General features: G+C 68.7%; 18 protein-coding genes. 5 read left to right on the top strand and 13 right to left on the bottom strand.

Annotated features, from left to right (window positions below; genetic code table 11):
* Positions 1–8 precede the first annotated feature (8 nt).
* Positions 9–2,153, top strand: coding sequence for a 3-hydroxyacyl-CoA dehydrogenase NAD-binding domain-containing protein (locus AC1VNH_RS01845; RefSeq protein ID WP_483112671.1), 2,145 nt, complete (start codon positions 9–11; stop codon positions 2,151–2,153).
* Positions 2,154–2,211: 58 nt separating this feature from the next.
* Here the strand turns inward: AC1VNH_RS01845 and dxs are convergent, their stop codons facing one another.
* From dxs to dut, 6 genes are all read right to left on the bottom strand, one after another.
* Positions 2,212–4,170: a 1-deoxy-D-xylulose-5-phosphate synthase gene (dxs, locus tag AC1VNH_RS01840; RefSeq protein ID WP_483109630.1), complete on the bottom strand. Its 1,959-nt coding sequence runs from the start codon at positions 4,168–4,170 to the stop codon at positions 2,212–2,214.
* A 29-nt stretch (positions 4,171–4,199) separates the two neighbouring features.
* Entirely contained in the window at positions 4,200–4,571 is a 372-nt protein-coding gene (locus AC1VNH_RS01835; RefSeq protein WP_483109629.1) for a DUF2200 domain-containing protein, read from the bottom strand.
* A gap of 74 nt (positions 4,572–4,645) precedes the next feature.
* Positions 4,646–7,480 (bottom strand): aconitate hydratase, encoded by a 2,835-nt coding sequence (locus tag AC1VNH_RS01830; RefSeq protein ID WP_483109628.1) that lies wholly within the window; start codon positions 7,478–7,480, stop codon positions 4,646–4,648.
* Between the two features lie 140 nt (positions 7,481–7,620).
* Positions 7,621–8,415 carry a DUF3159 domain-containing protein gene (locus AC1VNH_RS01825; RefSeq protein WP_483109627.1) on the bottom strand — a complete coding sequence of 265 codons (795 nt, stop codon included), beginning with the start codon at positions 8,413–8,415 and terminating at the stop codon, positions 7,621–7,623.
* Positions 8,412–9,011 carry a DUF3710 domain-containing protein gene (locus AC1VNH_RS01820; RefSeq protein WP_243227932.1) on the bottom strand — a complete coding sequence of 200 codons (600 nt, stop codon included), beginning with the start codon at positions 9,009–9,011 and terminating at the stop codon, positions 8,412–8,414. Before AC1VNH_RS01820 ends, AC1VNH_RS01825 begins: the two co-directional genes overlap by 4 nt.
* Positions 9,008–9,463, bottom strand: a complete 456-nt coding sequence (dut, locus tag AC1VNH_RS01815; protein ID WP_483109626.1) for a dUTP diphosphatase — start codon at positions 9,461–9,463, stop codon at positions 9,008–9,010. Before dut ends, AC1VNH_RS01820 begins: the two co-directional genes overlap by 4 nt.
* Positions 9,464–9,484: 21 nt before the next feature.
* Here dut and AC1VNH_RS01810 point away from each other — a divergent pair, with 21 nt between their 5' ends.
* Positions 9,485–9,955 carry a DUF3093 domain-containing protein gene (locus AC1VNH_RS01810; RefSeq protein ID WP_483109625.1) on the top strand — a complete coding sequence of 157 codons (471 nt, stop codon included), beginning with the start codon at positions 9,485–9,487 and terminating at the stop codon, positions 9,953–9,955.
* Here the strand turns inward: AC1VNH_RS01810 and AC1VNH_RS01805 are convergent.
* Positions 9,930–10,223, bottom strand: a complete 294-nt coding sequence (locus AC1VNH_RS01805; protein WP_483109624.1) for a DUF4193 domain-containing protein — start codon at positions 10,221–10,223, stop codon at positions 9,930–9,932. The two genes, AC1VNH_RS01810 and AC1VNH_RS01805, sit on opposite strands and share 26 nt — an antisense overlap.
* 84 nt (positions 10,224–10,307) lie before the next feature.
* Between AC1VNH_RS01805 and sepH the strand changes: the two genes are divergently transcribed.
* Positions 10,308–11,519 carry a septation protein SepH gene (gene sepH, locus AC1VNH_RS01800; protein ID WP_483109623.1) on the top strand — a complete coding sequence of 404 codons (1,212 nt, stop codon included), beginning with the start codon at positions 10,308–10,310 and terminating at the stop codon, positions 11,517–11,519.
* On the opposite strand, the gene AC1VNH_RS01795 is transcribed toward sepH, so the two are convergent.
* A complete protein-coding gene (locus tag AC1VNH_RS01795) occupies positions 11,464–12,585 on the bottom strand; it encodes an alkaline phosphatase family protein (protein WP_483109622.1) in 1,122 nt (373 codons plus the stop codon). The genes sepH and AC1VNH_RS01795 overlap by 56 nt on opposite strands.
* Before the next feature lie 54 nt (positions 12,586–12,639).
* Between AC1VNH_RS01795 and AC1VNH_RS01790 the strand changes: the two genes are divergently transcribed.
* Positions 12,640–15,099, top strand: a complete 2,460-nt coding sequence (locus tag AC1VNH_RS01790; protein ID WP_483109621.1) for a DNA gyrase/topoisomerase IV subunit A — start codon at positions 12,640–12,642, stop codon at positions 15,097–15,099.
* A gap of 122 nt (positions 15,100–15,221) precedes the next feature.
* On the opposite strand, the gene AC1VNH_RS01785 is transcribed toward AC1VNH_RS01790, so the two are convergent.
* A complete protein-coding gene (locus AC1VNH_RS01785; RefSeq protein ID WP_483109620.1) occupies positions 15,222–17,291 on the bottom strand; it encodes a DNA gyrase/topoisomerase IV subunit B in 2,070 nt (689 codons plus the stop codon).
* Between the two features lie 166 nt (positions 17,292–17,457).
* Between AC1VNH_RS01785 and AC1VNH_RS01780 the strand changes: the two genes are divergently transcribed.
* Positions 17,458–17,682, top strand: coding sequence for a DUF7455 domain-containing protein (locus AC1VNH_RS01780; RefSeq protein WP_137416902.1), 225 nt, complete (start codon positions 17,458–17,460; stop codon positions 17,680–17,682).
* Positions 17,683–17,688: 6 nt separating this feature from the next.
* Here the strand turns inward: AC1VNH_RS01780 and AC1VNH_RS01775 are convergent, their stop codons facing one another.
* From AC1VNH_RS01775 to AC1VNH_RS01760, 4 genes are read right to left on the bottom strand one after another with little or no spacing between them, the layout of a single operon-like run.
* The gene (locus tag AC1VNH_RS01775; RefSeq protein WP_483109619.1) at positions 17,689–18,723 is read right to left on the bottom strand and encodes an alanine racemase; all 1,035 of its coding nucleotides are present in this window, start codon (positions 18,721–18,723) and stop codon (positions 17,689–17,691) included.
* Positions 18,720–19,373: an alanine racemase gene (locus AC1VNH_RS01770; RefSeq protein WP_483109618.1), complete on the bottom strand. Its 654-nt coding sequence runs from the start codon at positions 19,371–19,373 to the stop codon at positions 18,720–18,722. The genes AC1VNH_RS01775 and AC1VNH_RS01770 overlap by 4 nt, the downstream gene beginning before the upstream one ends.
* A 4-nt stretch (positions 19,374–19,377) precedes the next feature.
* Positions 19,378–20,124, bottom strand: coding sequence for a type 1 glutamine amidotransferase (locus tag AC1VNH_RS01765; protein ID WP_483109617.1), 747 nt, complete (start codon positions 20,122–20,124; stop codon positions 19,378–19,380).
* The gene (locus tag AC1VNH_RS01760) at positions 20,121–21,416 is read right to left on the bottom strand and encodes a MurT ligase domain-containing protein (RefSeq protein ID WP_483109616.1); all 1,296 of its coding nucleotides are present in this window, start codon (positions 21,414–21,416) and stop codon (positions 20,121–20,123) included. Before AC1VNH_RS01760 ends, AC1VNH_RS01765 begins: the two co-directional genes overlap by 4 nt.
* Position 21,417 lies beyond the last annotated feature (1 nt).

Raw genomic sequence — 21,417 nt, 5'->3', positions numbered from 1 at the left:
GTGAGACCATGACCGATTACGACGCGATCGATTTCTCCCCGCTCGACCAGTTCAGCGGCGACGAAGTGGTCACCCACTCCCCCGTGCGCGACATCCGGCTGCCCTCTGGCAGGGTGCTCGCCCTCATCACGCTCGACAACGGCCGGGACCACACACGACCGAACACGCTCGGGCCGGCGACCCTGAAGGAGCTCGGCGACACGCTCGCGGCGCTCGCCACGCGGGCCGCCGCGGGCGAGATCCATGCCGTCGGCATCACGGGCAAGCAGTACATCCTCGCCGCAGGCGCCGACCTCTCCGATGTCTCGAAGGTCCCCTCCCGAGAAGCCGCCAAGCTCATCGCGCAGCGCGGTCATCAGGTGCTGGGCCGCCTCTCCGAGCTCGGTGTGCCCTCCTTCGCCTTCGTGAACGGTCTGGCGCTCGGTGGCGGGGTGGAGATCGCGCTCAACTCCACCTACCGCACGGTCGATGCGTCCGCGGCAGCCATCGCGTTGCCCGAGGTGTTCCTGGGCATCATCCCGGGCTGGGGCGGGTCTTACCTGCTCCCGAACCTCATCGGCATCGAGAAGGCGCTCGAGGTCGTCATCTCGAACCCGCTGAAGCAGAACCGGACTCTCAAGCCTCGCCAGGCATACGAGCTCGGCATGTTCGACGCGATCTTCTCGCCGGCGAACTTCCTCGAGGAGTCCCTCGTCTGGGCCGACGGTGTCATCGGCGGCACGGTCAGGGTGGAACGCAAGAACGAGCCCGGCAAGATCGAGCGCCTCACCAAATGGCCCATCGCGATCAAAATGGCGCGCGGCATGCTCGAGAGCCGCATCGGCACCGTTCCGCGCTCTCCCTATGTGGCTCTCGAGCTGCTGGACAAGGCCAAGGGCGGCACGAAGGCCGAGGGCTTCGCGCGCGAAGACGAGGCGCTCGCCGACCTCGTCGTCGGCGACCAGTTCGCGGCGTCGATGTACGCGTTCGACCTCGTGCAGAAGCGAGCGAAGCGCCCGGTCGGCGCACCCGACAAGGCGCTCGCGAAGAAGGTCACCAAGGTCGGCGTCATCGGCGCGGGTCTCATGGCCAGCCAGTTTGCACTGCTGTTCGTGCGCAAGCTCCGGGTGCCTGTACTCATCACCGACATCGACCAGGCACGAGTGGACAAGGGAGTCGCGCACATCCACGAGGAGATCGGCAAACTGGAGGCGAAGGGTCGACTCGACGCTGACGCCGCGAACCAGCTGCGCGGGCTCGTCACCGGCACGACCGACAAGTCGCAGTACGCGGACTGCGACTTCGTCATCGAGGCGGTCTTCGAAGAGGTCGGCGTCAAGCAGCAGGTATTCGCGGAGATCGAGGCGATCGTCGCCGACGACGCGATCCTCGCGACCAACACCTCGTCGCTGTCGGTCACCGAGATCGGGTCCAAGCTCACCCACCCCGAGCGCCTGGTCGGCTTCCACTTCTTCAACCCGGTCGCCGTCATGCCCCTCATCGAGGTGGTCAAGACGGAAGCGACCTCGGATGCGGCGCTTTCCACGGCGTTTGTTGTCGCCAAGGGCCTCGGCAAGAACGCGGTGCTGACCGCCGATGCTCCTGGCTTCGTCGTCAACCGACTCTTGGCCAAGGTCATGGGCGAAGCGGCGCGCGCCGTCTACGAGGGCACTCCGCTGCTGACCGTCGAGAAGGCGTTCTCGCCCCTCGGCCTGCCGATGACGCCGTTCCAGCTGATCGATCTCGTCGGCTGGAAGGTTGCGGCGCACGTGCAGGACACGATGTCCCACGCGTTCCCCGACCGGTTCTTCGCGTCGGAGAACTTCCACAAGCTCGCCGAGCTGTCCGAGATCGTGGAGAAGGACAAGAACGGGCGGGTCACCGGCTGGACGAAGGCGGCGGAGAAGGTGCTGAAGCCCGCTCTGGGCACGACACCCGTCGCGGAGGCGGAGATTCTCCGCCGCGTACAGGACGGCCTGGCACAGGAGATCCGCATCATGCTGGACGACGAGGTCGTGCCGGAGGTGCAGGACATCGATCTGTGCCTCATCCTCGGCGCGGGCTGGCCGTTCATCGATGGAGGGGCATCGCCCTACCTCGATCGCGAGGGCGCGTCGGAGCGCGTGTTCGGCGCGACGTTCCACAACCCCCCGATCCGCGGCGTCGGCGCCTGACGAACGACGAAGGGGGCGGCCACCGATCGGTGGCCGCCCCCTTCGTCGTTCCAGCGCGTCACGCCTTGTGAGAGCCGACGCCTTCGTCGTCCGGGACACGGAGATCGGCCGCATCCTTCGATCCTCGAGCGACCGGGATCCGGGTGCCCAGCACCTGCGCCACGACGTCTTGCGCGATCTTGGCGGCGGTGAGCCCGGCGTCCACGAGGATCTGGTCGCGGGAGGCATGGTCGATGAACTCGTCCGGGACTCCGAGCTCGTCGACAGCCGTATCGACACCGTGCTCACGGAGAACCTGACGGATGCGGGTGCCGATGCCGCCCACCCGGATACCGTCCTCGATCGTGATCACCAGTCGGTGCGCGGCGGCCAACTCGACGAGAGAGCCGGCCACGGGAACGACCCAGCGCGGATCGACGACTGTCGCGCCGATGCCCTGCGCGGACAGTCGATCGGCGACCTCCACGGCTGTGTGCGCCATGGGTCCGATACCGATGATCAGCACGTCGGCCGCCTGGGGCTTCACGAGAATGTCGACGCCGTCGTCCAGACGCTCGACGGCGGGAAGCTCCTTGCCCACGGCTCCCTTCGGATAACGCAGCACGGTGGGCGCATCCGGGACCGCCACGGCCTCCGCGAGCTCCTCACGCAGCCGCGTCGCGTCGCGCGGAGCGGCGATGCGGATGCGGGGCACGAGCTGCAGCATCGCGAGATCCCAGATGCCGTGATGACTCGGGCCGTCGGGACCCGTGACGCCGGCGCGGTCGAGGACGAACGTGACGCCGGCGCGATGCAATGCCACATCCATCAGCACCTGGTCGAAGGCGCGGTTCATGAACGTCGCGTAGATCGCCACGACGGGGTGCAGCCCGCCATAGGCGAGACCCGCTGCGGATGCGGCCGCGTGCTGCTCGGCGATGCCGACGTCGTAGACCCGGTCGGGGAACCGCTGCGCGAAGGGCAGGAGACCCGTCGGGCGCAGCATGGCGGCGGTGACGGCGATCACGTCGGGTCGCTCCGCCCCGATGCGTGTGAGCTCCTCCGCGAACACGTCGGTCCACGCGGTTCCCGCGTCCGCCCCGAGGGTCGCACCCGTCACCGGGTCGATGCGGCCCACCGCGTGGAACTGGTCGGCCTCGTCGTCCACGGCGGGCTGGTAGCCGCGGCCCTTCTCCGTGATCGTGTGGACGATCACGGGGGCGCCGTAGTTCTTCGCGAGCTCGAGCGTCTCTGTGAGCGCCCGGATGTCGTGACCGTCGATCGGGCCCAGGTACTTGATGTCGAGATTCGAGTAGAGCGCCTCGTTGTTGGTGAACCTCGAGAGGAACCCGCGGGTGCCGCCGCGTACACCGCGGTAGAACGCTCGTGCGGCCGGCCCGAGACGGGTGATGAGATTCCGTGACCCACGATGCAGGCTCTGGTAGGCGTCGGCGGTGCGTACGCGGTTCAGGTAACGCGCCATCCCGCCGATCGTCGGCGCATAGGAACGGCCGTTGTCGTTGACGACGATGACCAGATTGCGGTCGTTGTCGTCGGAGATGTTGTTGAGCGCCTCCCAGGTCATGCCGCCGGTGAGCGCGCCGTCTCCGACGATGGCCACGACGTGTCGGTCCCGACGCCCGGTCTGCGCGAAGGCACGGGAGATGCCGTCCGCCCAGCTGAGCGAACTCGAGGCGTGAGAGGACTCGACGATGTCGTGCTCGCTCTCCGCACGCTGCGGATAGCCGGCCAGCCCCCCGCGCGAGCGCAGCGCAGCGAAGTCTTGCCGCCCGGTGAGCAGCTTGTGCACGTACGACTGGTGCCCCGTGTCGAAGACGATCGGGTCGTTCGGGGAGTCGAAGACCCGGTGCAGAGCGATCGTCAACTCCACCACCCCGAGATTCGGTCCGAGGTGCCCGCCCGTGCGGGCGACGTTCTCGATGAGGAAGGCGCGGATCTCCCCCGCAAGCTCCTCGAGCTGCGCGGTCGTGAGGGTGCGCAGATCGCTGGGCTGGGCCACCTGGGACAACAGCGACATATCGTTTCCCTTCCTCTCGGGCGAGGCGGTCATGGTCGGCTCCCCCTGGCGTCCGCGGGCTCCTGCCGCAACACCTTCGCCATCGGGCGCCCCTTCGCGAGTTCATCGACGAGCTTGTCCAGATAGCGGATCTGCTGCATCAGGGGGTCGTCGATCTCCTCCACCCGAATGCCGCAGATCACGCCGGTGATCCGATCGACACGCGGGTTCAGGTGAGCCTGCGCGAAGAAGTCCTCGAGGCTCGTCCGCTCTGCGAGGTGACGGGCGATCTCCCCGTCCTCGAACCCTGTGAGCCATCGAATGACCTCATCGAGCTCGACGCTCGAGCGCCCCTTCCGCTCGATCTTCGCCACGTAGAGCGGGTAGATGTCGGCGAACGGCGTCGCGAAGATCCGGCTCATCTCCACAGGTTAGCCGCTGCAGCAAAAGACGGGCCGGTCCCTTGCCAGGACCGGCCCGTCTGCGGTGCCGATGCTCAGACGAGCGAGCGCAGCACGTACTGCAGGATGCCGCCGTTGCGGTAGTAGTCCGCCTCGCCGGGGGTGTCGATGCGCACCTTCGCCTCGAACGTGATCGTCTGCTTGCCCTCCGGCGAGAACTCGCTCGGCTCGGCCGTGACGGTCACCGTCTTGGGCGTGACGCCCTCGTTGAGCTTCTCCAGGCCCGTGATCGAGACGATCTCGGTGCCGTCGAGGCCGAGCGAGGACCAGCTCTCGCCCTCGGGGAACTGCAGCGGGACGACGCCCATGCCGATCAGGTTCGAGCGGTGGATGCGCTCGAAGCTCTCGGTGATGACGGCTTTCACACCCAGGAGGCTCGTGCCCTTGGCCGCCCAGTCGCGCGACGAGCCGGAGCCGTACTCCTTGCCGCCGAACACGACGAGAGGCGTGCCCTGCGCGGCGTAGTTCTGGCAGGCGTCATAGATGAACGACTGCGGACCACCGGGCTGCGTGAAGTCGCGCGTGTAGCCGCCCTCGACGACAGCGCCGTCGTTGACCGCGCTGACGATCGCGTTCTTGAGGCGGATGTTCGCGAACGTCCCGCGGATCATGACCTCGTGGTTCCCGCGGCGCGAGCCGTAGGAGTTGAAGTCCTTCTGTGCGACGCCGTGCTCCGTCAGGTACTGCGCGGCGGGCGTGCCCGCCTTGATGTTGCCTGCCGGGCTGATGTGGTCGGTCGTCACCGAGTCGCCCAGGGTGGCCATCACACGGGCACCGGTGATGTCGGAGACCGGGGTCAGCTCCATCGACATGCCGTCGAAGTAAGGCGCCTTGCGCACGTAGGTGGAGTCCGCATCCCACTCGAAAACCGGGCCGGTCGGCGTGGGCAGGTTGCGCCAACGGTCGTCGCCGTCGAAGACGGTCGCGTACTGCTTGATGAACTGCTCACGCGAGATCGAGGTGTCGATGACGGCCTGGACCTCTTCGGTGGAGGGCCAGATGTCCTTGAGGAAGACGTCGTCGCCGTTCTGGTCCTTGCCGAGCGGGTCGTTGTCGAAGTCGAAGTTCATCGAACCTGCCAGCGCGTACGCCACCACGAGGGGCGGGGATGCGAGGTAGTTCATCTTCACGTCCGGGCTGATGCGCCCCTCGAAGTTGCGGTTGCCCGAGAGAACTGCCGTCACGGCGAGGTCGTTCTCGTTGATGGCCTCGGAGACCTCTTCGATGAGCGGGCCCGAGTTGCCGATGCAGATCGTGCAGCCGTAGCCGACGGTGTAGAAGCCGAGACCCTCGAGCGACTTGTCGAGGCCCGACTTCTCGTAGTAGTCGGTGACGACCTTCGAGCCGGGGCCCAGCGTGGTCTTGACCCAGGGCTTGCGCGTCAGGCCCTTCTCGACAGCCTTCTTCGCGAGCAGACCCGCCGCCATCATCACCGAGGGGTTGGAGGTGTTGGTGCAGGACGTGATCGCCGCGAGGGTGACCGCGCCGTTGTCCAGGATGTAGGGCGCGCCCTCGGCAGGCGTGACCTTGACGGGCTTGGACGCCGCCGCGGGCCCGCCGCTGGAGATCAGGATCTCACCCGTGTGCACGTGCTCGTCGCCGGGCACGGGGCCGGGATCGGAAGCGGGGAAGGACTGGTCGCCCTCGAGGTCGACGATCGAGTCCGACGTGGAGGCGGTCGCGTAGTTGAGGATGTCCTTCTCGAACTGCGCCTTCGCCTCGGAGAGCAGGATGCGGTCCTGAGGACGCTTGGGGCCCGCGATCGAGGGGACGACGGTCGCGAGGTCGAGCTCCATGTACTCGCTGAAGACCAGCTCGCGCGAAGGGTCGTGCCAGAGCGACTGCTCCTTGGCGTACGCCTCGACGAGGGCGATCGCCTCGTCGCTGCGTCCGGTGAGACGCAGGTAGTCGAGGGTCACGTCATCGATCGGGAACATGGCGGCCGTGGAGCCGAACTCCGGGCTCATGTTGCCGATCGTGGCGCGGTTGGCCAGCGGGACGGAGGCGACACCCTCGCCGTAGAACTCGACGAACTTGCCGACGACGCCGTGCTTGCGCAGCATGTCGGTGATCGTGAGGACGACATCGGTGGCGGTCACACCCGCCGGGATCTCGCCGGTGAGCTTGAAGCCCACGACGCGCGGGATGAGCATGGAGACGGGCTGACCGAGCATGGCCGCCTCTGCCTCGATGCCACCGACGCCCCAGCCGAGCACGCCGAGGCCGTTGACCATCGTGGTGTGCGAGTCGGTGCCGACGCACGTGTCGGGGTACGCGCGCAGCACGCCGTCGACCGAGCGGTCATAGATGACCTTGGCGAGGTGTTCGATGTTGACCTGGTGCACGATGCCGGTGCCCGGCGGGACGACCTTGAAGTCGTCGAAGGCGGTCTGGCCCCAACGGAGGAACTGATAGCGCTCTCCGTTGCGCTCGTACTCGATCTCCACGTTGCGCTCGAGTGCGTTCTCGGAGCCGAACAGGTCCGCGATGACCGAGTGGTCGATGACCATCTCCGCCGGCGAGAGCGGGTTGATGCGGTTCGGGTCGCCGCCGAGGGCGGTCACCGCCTCACGCATCGTCGCGAGGTCGACGATGCAGGGCACGCCCGTGAAGTCCTGCATCACCACGCGCGCGGGCGTGAACTGGATCTCGGTGTCGGGCTCCGCATCCGGGTTCCAGGACCCGAGCGCCTGGATCTGCTCCTTGGTCACGTTGGCGCCGTCTTCGGTGCGCAACAGGTTCTCCAGGAGCACCTTGAGGCTGAAGGGGAGCTTCTCGTAACCGGCGACCGTGTCGATACGGAAGATCTCGTAGTCGGTGCTGCCGACCGTCAGGGTGCTTTTCGCACCGAAGCTGTCAACCGTGGACACGTCTGTCTCCTTCGTCGGCGTTCACGGGCGTCGTCGCGGGGCCCGATCTGCCCATCTTCCCCGCGTCCGGAAGGGGTTGCTAGGAAGGTAAGCCTTACCCCGTCGCCCGGAAATTTATCTCGATGTCGAGATAAATGGTATCACCGGGCGTCGGACTCCTCGACGGGGGCACTGCCCTGCGAGGCCCGCGCGTGCACGGCGCGGACGGTCAGCCAGGTGACGGCCACGAGAGGCGCGAAAAGCGGCAGCCCCATGGCGATCTTGAGGGTTCCCAGCAGCGCCACCGCGCTCTCCCGATTCGCCGGATCGAGCGACGAGAAGTAGATCGGGAGCTGCACCGCCAACCGCACGAAGAAGAGTGCCGCCCAGGCGATGGTGAGCCAGAAGTAGGCGCGGCGCTTCGGCTTGACCTGACGCCACGCGGTGCCCTCGCCCAGCAGGTAACCGGCCGCCAGCCCGATGATCGGCCAGCCGATGAGTGCGGAGACGAGCATCGCCAGCCCGTAACCGGCGTTCGTCAGCAGCCCCGGCACGAAGTTGTCGGACGGATTGCCCGTGATCAGCGCCAGAACAGCGGCGACACCGGCGGCGACGAGTCCGCCGAGCGCGGCGGATGCCGGCGACTTCTGCAGCAAGCGCACCACGGTGAACACGACGGCGATGCCGACGGAGGCCGCGAGGGAGAGAACGAGGTTCGTCGTCGCGGTGTAGACGATGACGAAGAGGAGGCTCGGGAGCACGGACTCGACGACACCGCGCCAACCGCCCATGGCGTGCCACACGACGTGACCGGTGCTCGCTTCCTGCGCAGGATCCATCCCCGCGCGTCGCGCGGCCGCGCCCAGCGCGGAACCGATGAGCTCGGAGGCGCGGGGCTCGGCGGGAGCAGGCGGGTCCAGCGACGGCCGTTCGCCGTGCGTCTCGTCGGAGCTCACGCCGCGCCGGGGGTCGCCGGCATCTTCAGGGGGATCAGATCGCGCGGGGGCATCGGCGTGCCACCGCGGACCACCACGAGCGATCGGAACAGGTCCTCGATCTGAGCCGCGGCTTCGACGTTGGACGTCGCCGCTCCCCCGATCACGCCGCGCAGGAACCAGCGGGGGCCGTCAACGCCAACGAAGCGTGCGAGTCGCTTGGCGCCGCTGCCGGCGTCACCGGCCACGACGACCGGAACCTCGGCGAGGAGCTCCGGACCGAGCGGGCCTTCGCGCTCCTCGACCCGACCGCCCTGCTGACGCACCTGCTGACGGATCTGCTCGCGCGTCTCCTCCCAGAGCCCGCTCGAGCGGGGTGCGGCGAAAGGCTGCACCTGGAGTGTCGAGTCGGCGTAGTCGAGTCCAACGGCGACGATGCGCTTGGTCTGCTCCTCGACTTCGAGCCGCAGGTTGAGCCCCTCTCGGGGAAGCACCTTGATCGCACCCAGGTCGATGTAGGGACGAACGGGGTTCACCTCCGACTCGTCGAAAGGTCCCGCGGTCTCGCGGTCGATCGGAGCGCTCTTGCCGCTCGGTTCCAGAGATGCGTCGGTCATCGGGTCGTCCTCGCAGAAGTGTCGTATCCGGTGGAGCCGAAGCCCCCTTCGCCGCGCACACTGGCGGGCAGCTCATCGACCGGGATGAAGCGAACCGGCGGGATGGGAAGAACCACCAGCTGCGCGATCCGATCCCCCGCCGAAACCTCGTAGGTCTCGGCGCGGTCGGTGTTCAAGAGCGCGACCTTGATCTCGCCGCGGTAGCCCGCATCGACGGTCCCGGGCGCGTTGACCACGGTGACCCCGTGCTTGGCCGCAAGCCCGGAACGGGGCATGACGAAGGCCGCGTACCCTTCGGGCAGCGCGATGCGCACACCGGTTCCCACGAGCGCACGCTCGCCGGGTCCGAGTCGCACCCCCTCTGCGGCGATCAGGTCGGCGCCGGCGTCGCCCGGATGAGCGAACGCAGGGACGACGGGCGCGATAATGGGGATGTCCACGCTTTCGGCCACCTCACGAGGGTAATGCAGAACATGACTTCCGACGTCGTCTATCGCGAACGCCTGAGCCCCTCGCTGTGGACGCTCGTCGCCGCCGCGGTCTGCGCTCCCATGGTGGCGCTCGCCCTCTCGCCCGTGGACACCACGATCGCGTTGGTGGCCGGTGCCGCGGTCGCGGCGCTGATCATCTGGGCGCTGATGGCATCCGCGCCTCGCGTCGAGGTCAGCGAAGGAGTGCTTCGCGCGGGTCGCGCCCACATCCCGGTCGACCTTCTCGGAGAGCCGGTCGCCTACACGGGCGAGGACGCGCGCTTCGCGCGTGGCCGGGATGCCGACCCTCGGTCATGGATGCTGGTGCGCGGCGGAATCGGTGGGGCGGTCGTCATTCCTGTCGAGGATGCGGACGATCCGACACCGGCGTGGGTGGTGTCCTCTCGGACCCCCGACCGACTCGCCGCGGCTGTGCGCAGAGCGCAGGTCAGGCAGCGCACTCCACGCAGATAGCGCCGAGCGACTCCTCGTGGTCGATCTGCGAGCGGTGCTTCACCAGGAAGCAGCTGACGCAGGTGAACTCATCGTCCTGCGCGGGGAGCACGACGACGTCGAGCTCCAGGTCCGAAAGGTCGGCGCCGGGCAGCTCGAAGCCCGACGGGTTGTCGGCGTCTTCGACGTCGACGGCCCCGGACATCTTGTCCGGAACGCGCTCCTTGAGCGCTTCGATGGACTCGCTGTCGTCTTCGGTCTTGCGGGGGGCGTCGTAGTCCGTAGCCATTCTTCTCGTGTCTCTTGTCGCGTTGTGGATCTCCCGCCGTCGGGCAGGCGGCGATAGTTTGCATGACCGGGTGGCATTTAGCAAATGCGGAAGCGTGGTGCTCTCATCGGGGTCGGCACGCATCGAAACTCGCGCCACGCCCTGGATATTCCCGCCCGCGGCGACGCCCTGTGTCAGCATGGGCCCACACGGCAGATGGGAGGCGTGTGTCGCATGGAACAACTCAGAGTGATCGGCACCGAAGACGGTGTGCTGGTGGTCTCCACCGAGTCCGGGCAGCGCTACTCCCTGGCCATCGATGAAGTGCTGCGCGCGGAGCTTCGTCGGGCGCGCAAGGAGCGCGAGGAGCCCGCCAAGGCGAATCGCCCCAGCCCCCGCGAGATCCAGGCGCAGATCCGCGCAGGCCTGTCGGCACGCGAGGTCGCCGAGGTGCTCGGAGCGACTCTCGAGGACGTCGTCCGGTTCGAGCCGCCCGTGCTCGCCGAACGCGAGTTCATCGTCGGACAGGCGCTCGCCGTTCCCGTCCTGCTCGGATCCGACTTCGACGGCGACAACCAGACCAGCTTCGGCGATGCGGTGCGGGCCAAGTTGGCGGAAGCGGGCGCGACCGGCGAGCGGTGGACCAGCTGGAAGGAACCCACCGGGTGGGTCGTCAAGCTGGGCTTCGTCGCCGGTGATGTCGAGCGCGACGCGCGCTGGAGCTTCGAGCCCCGCCGCAGCTCGCTGTCGCCGCTGAACGCCGATGCCACGCAGCTTCTCCCGTCAGGGTTCGCTTCCCGAGGGACTCATCCCGCGCCTGCGCGCACTCGACGCTCCCGGGATCAAGGACGACACGCGCTTCGACAGCGGCGCGTTCGGCCCCCGCCACGACGCGACGGAACGCCCGACCCTGCCGGCACCGGCGAGCCCCGCCGTGCAGGATGCCGCGATCAAACGCGCGCCCGAAGCCGTGCAGACCTCCGCCGAGACAGCGGATCTGCTGGAGGCTCTGCGCCGCCGACGCGGTCAGCGCACGGCCGCTCCCACCGCAGAGACCTCCGAGGAGCCGACCCGCGCGCCGTCACCTGTCGCGCTCTTCGATGCCTTGGAGCCGGGATACAGCGAGACGAACGACTCCGCACCCGCGGAGGCCTCCCGCACCGAACCCGCCTCCGACGCCGGACGCCGCAAGGGGCGGACGTCGATGCCGTCCTGGGACGAGATCGTCTTCGGAGCCCGTACCGACGAGAGCTGAGCGCTCTCAGCCGGCGAAGCCCCCCAGTCCGATCAGGGGGACGACACGCTCCTCCGTGGTGAGCGAGCCGTGCTGACCCACCATGTGCTGCGCCGACGTGTCGGCGAGGCGGCCGTCGTAGTAGGCGACGCGCCCGCGTGCAGCCACCATCACGTCGCCGATGCGCGCGGCGACCGCGGCGGAGACGGGGCTCCCGAACAGGCCGGCGGCGATCGCCTCCTCGCGAGTGAACACCCAGGCCGTCGGTTCCTCGCGCCAGGCACGGATCAAGGACGCTTCGCCGCCGGGATGTGCGTACAGATGCAGCATCCTCGGTTCCCCGGCGATCGCGGCAGCCGCCTCGAGTCGGGGATCGCCCTCCGTCATGACGATCTGACGGTGTCTCGGGACGTCGACCATCCCGTGATCAGCGGTGAGGATCACCCCGACACCCGCACCGGCGCCCGAGTGCAGGCGGCGCGCTGCCGCGTCCACGGCCTCGAGGGCTGCGGTCCACCGATCTGAGGCGACGCCGTGCCGATGGCCGGCCGAGTCGAGCTCGGGCGCGTACAGGTAGACGATCGTTCCCGGCGCGCTGCGCGCCTCGGTGATCGCACGCTCGACACGATCGTCGAGCCGCTTCTCACCGAAGTTCTCCGCCCCGCGGAGCGTGGCTTCGGTGAAGCCCGTGCCGGCATACTCGGGCTTCGAGGCCACGACCCAGCGGTGCGCCGTGTCGGTCGCGCTCAGCGGGGCGATCTGAGGCCACGTGAGCGGGCCGAGCGCGCGCGGGCCCCAGTCCGTGAGCTGGTTGTGCACGAGCCCCGTCAGCGGGTCGCGCGCACGGTAGCCGACGAGTCCGTGCTGGCCGACCTCGGATGCGGTGAGCAGGCTCGTGAGGGCGGCCGCCGTCGTGCTCGGGAACACCGAGGTCGCGACGCGCTTCTTGCCGCGATGTTCCGCGAGGAAACGCGCATAGGCGACGTTCTCGGCGAGGTTGGCGGCGCCGAGTCCGTCGACGACGAAGACGATGAGGCTCTGCACGGCGGGCCAGCGGGTCGAGCCTGCGTCGAGGGCCGCGACCGCGTCGGGCAGCACGCCGGTGAGCCTCGGGGCGCCGGAGGGGTCCGCCGGTAGGCTGAGGGTCATCGGGCCCAGTCTCGCATACCCGCGCCAGGCCCTTTCCGACCCGAGGTGTTCTGCATGTCCCGAGCCACGTCCGATTCTGCGCCCGCCGAGGAAGGCCGCATCGAAGACATCGACCTGTCTGCCGAGATGCAGGGGTCCTTCCTCGAGTACGCGTACTCGGTCATCTACTCGCGTGCCCTCCCGGACGCGCGCGACGGACTCAAGCCGGTGCAGCGACGCATCCTGTTCCAGATGGCCGACATGGGGCTGCGCCCCGACCGCGGACATGTGAAGAGCGCACGCGTCGTCGGCGAGGTCATGGGCAAGCTGCATCCCCACGGTGACTCGCCCATCTACGACGCGCTCGTGCGCCTCGCGCAGGACTTCGCGCTGCGGGTGCCGCTCGTCGACGGGCACGGCAACTTCGGCTCCCTCGACGACGGCCCGGCCGCGGCCCGATACACCGAGGCGCGTCTGGCGCCGGCCGCGCTGGCACTCACCGAGAACCTCGACGAGGACGTCGTCGACTTCATCCCGAACTACGACGGACAGTTCCAGCAGCCCGAGGTCCTCCCCGCTGCCTTCCCCAACCTGCTCGTCAACGGTACGACCGGCATCGCGGTCGGCATGGCGACGAACATGGCGCCGCACAACCTCAACGAGGTCGTCGCGGCCGCCATCCACCTGCTCGACAACCCGGATGCCACGCTCGAAGAGCTCATGGAGTTCGTCCCGGGACCCGACCTGCCCGGCGGCGGGGTCATCGTCGGTCTCGACGGCATCAAGGACGCCTACGCCCAGGGCCGCGGGAGCTTCCGCACCCGGGCGAAGGTGTCGGTCGAGTCGCTCGGCCCGCGACGCACCGGCCTTGTCGTCACCGAGTTGCCGTACATGGTGGGTCCCGAGCGCGTGATCGAGAAGATCAAGGATGCGGTCAACGCGAAGAAGCTCACCGGCATCGCGGATGTAGCGGACTTCACCGACCGCAATCACGGCCTCCGCCTGGTCATCACGATCAAGACGGGCTTCGATCCGAAGGCCGTCCTCGACCAGCTCTACCGACTGACGCCCCTCGAGGACTCGTTCGGCATCAACAACGTCGCCCTCGTCGACGGCCAGCCCCAGACGCTGGGACTCAAGCCGCTGCTGCGCGTCTACCTCGACCACCGGATCTCCGTCGTCACGCGTCGCAGCCGGTACCGTCTGGCGCGCAAGCAGGAGCGACTGCACCTCGTCGAGGGTCTGCTCATCGCCATCCTCGACATCGACGAAGTCATCCAGGTCATCCGCTCGTCTGATGACAGCGAGCAGGCGCGCGCACGTCTGATCGAGGTGTTCGACCTCTCTCAGCTGCAGGCCGAGTACATCCTCGAGCTGCGCCTGCGCCGCCTCACCCGGTTCTCTCGTATCGAGCTCGAGACCGAGCGCGACCAGCTGCGCGCCGAGATCGCGGCCCTCGAAGAGCTCCTCGGCAGCGACGTGCTCCTGCGCGCTCAGGTCGCGCGTGAGCTAGAGGCGGCATCCGAGACCTATGGCACGCCGCGGCGCACTCTGTTGCTGAACGGCGGTCCGGTCACGCCCCGCGGCGCGAAGGCGGCCGCCGCCGCTGATCTGCAGATCGCCGACGCTCCGTGCCGTGTGTTCCTCACGGCGACCGGGCGGATGCTGCGCGCCGAACTCGTCGCGGATGCGCTCGACGGCGGCATCGTGCCCCCCGCGCGCCGCAGCAAGCACGACGCCATCCGCAGCGCTGTCGATGCGACGGTCCGCGGCGATGTGGGAGCGGTCACCAGCGCCGGACGCCTCGTGCGCTTCTCCCCCGTCGACCTCCCCTCCGTGCCGGGCAACAGCGTGCAGCCCGCGGCGGGTGCCAAGGCCGACCAGTACCTCGGTCTCCCCGCCAACGAGCACGTGCTCGCTCTCGTCCCGCTCGACGCGTCGGCCCCGATCGCGCTGGGCACGGCCCAGGGCGTCGTCAAGCGCGTCGCGGTCAGCGAGCTCGCGCCCGGAAAGCCGGATGCGGAGATCATCGCCCTGAAGCCCGGTGACCGCGTCGTCGGCGCGGCTCTGGCCCCCGACGAGTTCGAGCTCATCTTCGTGAGCTCCGACGCGCAGCTGCTGCGGTTCGACGCGTCCGCGGTGCGCCCCCAGGGCAAGAGTGCCGGTGGCATGGCCGGCATCCGCATCGCCGACGGCGCGAAGGTCATCATGTTCACGGCCGTGGCCGCATCCGAAGAGTCCGTCGTCGTGACGATCGCCGACTCCTCGCAGGCACTCGCCGGCACCGCCGGAGGCAGCGGCAAGGTGTCAGCGCTGTCCGAGTTCCCCGCGAAGGGTCGGGCGACCGGCGGGGTGCGTGCGCAGCGCTTCTTGAAGGGCGAAGACACCCTCATGCTCGCGTGGGTCGGCGACCAGCCCCGCGCCGTCGGACCCGACGGGGCCGTGCGCACGCTTCCCGAGGCGGGCGCGAAGCGCGACGCATCCGGTCAGCCGTTCGACGACGTGATCGGCGCCGTCGGCACCGCCATCGCCTGACCGCGCTCCCTCCACCGCGAGACTGCATTCCCCGCACGAGATCACGGGTAACACCCGTGATCTCGTGGCCGAAATGCAGTCTCGCGGGAGGGGCGAAGGAGCCGGCGGATGGATGCGGCGGCTCAGGCGTCGATGGACTCGCGGGAGAGCCGGTCGCTCGAGGTCACGATGAAGTCGCGGCGCGGGGCGACCTCGTTGCCCATCAGGAGCTCGAAGACCGCGTTCGCCGCATCCGCGTCCTCGACGCGCACGCGACGGAGCATGCGACCCGCGCGATCCATCGTGGTGGTCGCGAGCTGGTCGGCGTCCATCTCGCCCAGACCCTTGTAGCGCTGAACAGGCTCCTGCCACCGCTTGCCGGCCTTCTGCAGCTTCGCGAGCAGCGCGTGCAGCTCCTTCTCGCTGTACGTGTAGACCGTCTCGTTGGGCTTCGTGCCCGGGTTCATCACGACCACGCGGTGCAGCGGGGGCACGGCGGCGTAGACGCGTCCGGCTTCGACCAGCGGACGCATGTAACGGAAGAAGAGCGTGAGCAGAAGAGTGCGAATGTGGGCGCCGTCGACATCGGCGTCGCTCATCAGGATGACCTTGCCGTACCGCGCGGCGTCGATGTCGAAGGAGCGGCCGGAACCGGCACCGATCACCTGGATGATCGCGGCGCATTCGGCGTTGGACAGCATGTCGCTGATCGATGCCTTCTGCACGTTGAGGATCTTGCCTCGAATCGGCAGCAGAGCCTGGTACTCGCTGTTGCGGGCCAGCTTCGCAGTACCGAGGGCAGAGTCGCCCTCGACGATGAACAGCTCGGAGTCGGCGACCTCGTTCGTGCGGCAGTCCGCGAGCTTCGCGGGCAGGGACGACGACTCGAGAGCGGACTTCCGACGCTGCGTCTCTTTGTGGGTGCGTGCGGAGATACGCGCTTTCATCTCCGAGACGACCTTCTCCAGCAGCTGCGCGGTCTGGTTCTTGTCGTCGCGTTTGGTGGAGGTGAACTTCGCGGTGAGCTCGCGCGAGACCACGTTGGCGACGATCTGGCGGACGGCCGGCGTGCCGAGGATCTCCTTCGTCTGGCCCTCGAACTGCGGCTCCGGCAGTCGCACGGTGAGAACGACCGTCAGTCCCGCGAGGATGTCGTCCTTCTCGAGCTTGTCGTTGCCGACCTTGAGACGACGGGCGTTCTGTTCGACCTGGCTGCGGATGACCTTCATCAGGCCGGCTTCGAAGCCCGCCTGGTGCGTTCCGCCCTTCGGGGTGGAGATGATGTTCACGAACGAGCGCATCGTCGTGTCGTAGCCCGTTCCCCAGCGCAGCGCGACGTCGACCTCGCACGAGCGCTCGAGTTCGGTCGGCACCATCGCGCCCGAAGGCTGCAGCACGGGAACCGTCTCGGTGAAGGTGCCCTCGCCGGTCAGACGCCAGGTGTCGGTGATCGGCGCATCGGGTGCCAGGAAGTCGGCGAACTCGGAGATGCCACCGTCGAACCGGTAGCTGGTCTCGACGCGCTCCTCGCCGCGCTGGTCGTCGACCACGATCTCCAGCCCGGGCACGAGGAAGGCGGTCTGGCGCACGCGCTGCACGAGTTCGTCGAGCCCGAACGTCGCGTCCTTCGTGAAGATCTGCCGGTCCGCCCAGTAGCGGATACGGGTGCCGGTGACTCCGCGCGGTGCCTTGCCCACGACACGCAGCTCCGACGAGCGCTGGTAGGGGGTGAACGGCGCGTCCGGCGAATCGCCGGCGAACGTGCCGGGCTCACCGCGGTGGAACGACATGGCGTAGGTCTTGCCCCCGCGGTCGACCTCGACGTCCAGACGCTCCGACAGCGCGTTGACGACCGAGGCGCCGACACCGTGCAGACCGCCGGATGCGGCGTACGAGCCCCCTCCGAACTTGCCGCCGGCGTGCAGCTTCGTGAAGACGACCTCGACGCCGGTCAGCCCCGTGCGCGGTTCGACGTCAACGGGGATGCCCCGCGCCCGGTCCCGTACCTCGACACTGCCATCCGCGTGGAGCAGGATGTCGATGCGCGAACCGTGTCCGGCGAGGGCTTCGTCGACGGAGTTGTCGATGATCTCCCAGAGGCAATGCATGAGCCCGCGGGAGTCGGTGGAGCCGATGTACATGCCCGGCCGCTTGCGCACGGCCTCGAGCCCTTCGAGGACCTGCAGATGATGGGCGGAGTACTCGGCAGTCACAATCCTCAAGGGTATCCGGGGCCACCCCCACGGCTCTGCACAGACACGACACCACCGGGGCCGCCGTACGCGGTCAGCGAAACGCGCGGCACAGCGGGCATGGGTCACAGGCACGCATGGTTACATGTCATATCCGTACCCGCCCGACGCACCGAGGAGGTCTCCGATGAGCACGACGTCGACACCCACCGAGCAGTCCGCCGTACTGGAACACCGGCTGACTGCGGCCGACCGCTGCGACTCGTGCGGAGCGCAGGCCTACATCGCCGCCGAGGTCAACGGCAGCGAGTTGCTGTTCTGCGCGCACCACGGCCGCAAGTACGAAGAGAAGCTTCGCGCCGTCGCCACCAGCTGGCACGACGAGACCGCGCGCCTCGTCGACGCGGTCTGAACCGCTTCAGCGGTATCGCCGCTCCACGAGCGGCGATACCCGCAGCGCGATCTCCTCACCGATCGTGCCGATCGCCTCGGCCAGATCGGTGGGGCTCGCCGCATCCGCGCCATAGATGCGCACCACATCGCCCACGCGCGCACCGTCCCATCCGCTGACGGCTGCACTCACGCCGTTCACCGCCACCAGACGCCGAGGCCCCGCGGGCGTCGCCACGTCGACACGCCCCGCCAGCGCCGACACCAGCCCGTCCAGCGCTCCCACATCGATGAGTACCCGGTCGCCGTCCACGGAGAGCACCTCCGCCTCCCACGAGCCGATCGGTGCGATCCCCAGCTCGGCGTCGGCCGGGCCGCCGGCGGGGCGGATTCCGTAGCAGAACGCCCCCACACGAACGAGGTCGTATCGGAACTCCGAGCGGGCCGACGACGCGGCACTCGCGGCGAGATGGCGGAGCGGACGGTCGAATCCCGCAGCGGTCACGGCCGCAACCGCCTGCTCGAAGGCGGCCCGCGAGAGGTCGTCCTCCTCGTCCGAGGCCTCGGCGATGTGGCTCCACACGCCGGTCAGCTCCACGACGCCCTCACGCGCCAGCGCGACGACGCGGCTCACGGCATCCGTCCACTCCTCGGGTCGGATGCCGTTGCGGTGCAGGCCCGTGTCGATCTTGAGATGAATGCGGGCACGACAGCCCCGCATGCGAGCGACCTCCGCCACTTCCTCGAGAAGGTCCGCATCGCCGATGCCGAGGTCGAGATCGGCATCGAGCGCCGAGCGGATCGCGCTCTCGCCCGCGATCATCCAGACGAAGACACGAGGCTCCTGCCCCACGGCCCGCCGCACCTCGAGCGCCGTCGCGACGTCGAAGGCGCCTATCCAGTGGACGCCCTCGGCGACGGCGCGGCGGACCACCTCTGCCGCACCGTGCCCGTACGCGTCGTCCTTGACCACGAGCATGAGGGCGGCAGGGGTCACCCGGGCGCGCACGACATCGATGTTGCGGGCGAGTCGATCGAGGTCGACGTGCAGCACGGAACTCACGTCGCCACCTCCCGACGGGCTCGCAATCCGACCGCGGTCACGATCTCTTCGGCCCGCCACCCGAGCGCGCGCGCCCAGTCAGCCGCGCGTGGGCCGTCGTCGCCGAAGAAGACGGCGCGCTCGCCTCGAGCGACGGACGCGTCGCCGATGTCGACGACGCAGACATCCATCGCCACGCGACCGACGATCGGATGCGCGATACCGCCGATGACGACGTGCGCTCGATTGCCGAGCTCGCGCACCACGCCTTGCGCATAGCCGCCCGTGACGAGCGCCACGCGTGTGTCCTCCGACGCGCGGTGGATGTATCCGTAAGAGACGCCCTCGCCGGCATGCAGAGCCTTGGTGGACAGGACGGTGCCCACGAGCGTCATGGCCGGAAGAGTGTGCTCCCACCCGAACACGACATCGGGCGCAAGGGTCGCGGATCCGGCCGTCACCGTCCGATCGCGATCAGCCAGCTCAGCCGTCTCGTCGACCAGAAGGACGGCATCCGTGCCCGCGCGTAGCGCGTCGGCAACATGGACGAGCCCGTGTCCGTAGGCGTCGCGGCGAAGATCGACCACCGGTGCGGTGAGACCTGCCGACCGGACGTTGGCCACGATGGCCGACGTCCGGATGCGTGCCACGGGTGCGCCGTCGTCGCTCATGCGGTCAGAGCTGGATGGCGGTGAAGCGCTTGTCGACAGCCAGGCGCTCGATCTCTGCACGCGCCGCGAGGGCGTGAGCGTCGATCTCGGCATGCGCCGGTCCCGGAGAGTACGCGGCGCCGAGACGCGCGAACGCCTGAGCGAGCAGTGCGTCCGCGAGTGCCGGGTTCAGCGGCAGCACCGGGCCCTGCACGTTCGTCGCGTAGATGGAGCCCATGCGGACGGTCTCGAACCCGCCCTCGATGCCGCCGTTGCCGGCGGTCACGGTGCCGTACGCGATGCCGGGATCGCCCAGGCGCCACAGCGACGCGTGGTCTTCGAATCCGATGAGCTTTCCGTCGACCGTGTCGGCGACGACATAGCCCACGCGCCGCTGCTTCGTGCGGCCCACGCGAGCCGGGATGAGTGCCAGTCCGTCGAGATGACTGCCGTCGACGAGGTCGATGCCCTCCGAGAGCAGCTCGGATCCGCCGCCCACGGCGAGCACGACCGTGCCCGCTGCGACGAGCGCTGCCAGCCAGTCGCGACGGCTCTCGAGGTCGTCACGCACAACGCGCAGCGCCGACAGCGGACCGTTGCCGATCACGACGATGTCGGCTTCCGTCGGCGCGTCTTCACCGAGGCCGACGAGTGTCACCTCGCTCTCGTGACCCGCGAGTGACGCGCGCGCCGCGAGCACCTCCACATTTCCACGATCGCCGGTGACACCCAGCAGGTCAGGGTAGAGCTGAACGATTCGCAGCGTCGTCATCGTCGAGCCACCTCCTGGTCGCCGTAGCCGAGGATGCGGCGACCGATCATCATGAGCTCGTAGTTCACGAACCAGATCTGGCGGCCGGCCGACGTGGGAGCGAATGCCCGCATGAGCTCGACCGCCTTCTCCATATCGGGTTCGACCACGCCGATCGGGATGCCCGCGTAGGCGAGGCGTGTCGCGATCTGGTGTGCCTTCTCCCCCGTGACGACGTCGACGTGGTCGAACGCGCTGAGATCGACATCGTAGAGCCAGGACACATCGGGCGTGCCTTCGTCGATGGCCATGAGGATGCGCTCCGGCGCGCCGTCCAGCGCATCGACGTTGAGCTGCAGGCTGGGACCGTTCTTGAACATCACGAACTCGACCTGTTCACCCGAACGGTCGCGGCGCAGCGGCACCAGCTCACCTCGCCCGTAGGCCGGCGTCATCTTCGAGAAGCCCGCAGCGGCCGCGTCGGCGCGGAAGGCGTCGCCCAGGACATGGCGCGCCGTGCTGATCGCGGCTGCCGCATCCACCGCGTAGTGCAGCCCGCGAGCGGGCAGCGTCACAGCGATGGGCTGGCCGTCGAGCGTGATCTCGACGTTGCGCCCGGCCACCGCGGTGACTTCGCTCTCGGCGGGATGATCGAGCGCTCCCACCGTGCCGCTGCGCGTGTCGGCCGCGTTGTTCAGGCCGTGCGCGGATGCCGCGACGACGTCGGTCGAGGCACCGAAGAACGACACCGGCGACCGGAGGGCCGACGCGTCGATCTTGCTGAGATACGGGTCGTCACGGTTGACCACGACGCGCACGGAGGCGCGGGTCGCGGCATCCAGCATCATGTCCGCGACGCGCTCGGTCTCGTAGAAGCGATAGAGCTGATCGACCTGCACGTTCAACGCGACGATGGCGCGCGGCGACAGGATGTCGGCGAGCTCCGCCGCGTACCCCTCGTCGACTTCGAGCACGGCAACGTCGGCGCGCACCTTGCCGGTGGGCGTGGCCTCGGCAAGCAGCGCGCTGGTCACGCCCTGCGGCAGGTTGGCCCCCGTCGGGTTCGTGAACACGCGCAGCCCGTGGGCGCGCAGCACCTCGCTGACCATGTGCGTGGTCGTCGTCTTGCCGTTGGAGCCGAGGACGAACACGACCCCGTACGGAAACTGCGCCGCCAGGCTGCTCAGCAGCGTCGGCGCGAGCCGATTGGCGAGGTAGCCCGGGAAGGCCGACCCGCCGCCGCGCAGACGCGTGGCGAAACGGGCGGCCTTGCCTGCGAGCACCGCGGGGACATAACGGATGCTGCCGCTCACG

This window comes from Microbacterium sp. KU4F (genome assembly GCF_056868075.1).
Note: the sequence above shows the minus strand (reverse complement) of the source record. Positions and strands in the feature narration are given on the sequence as shown.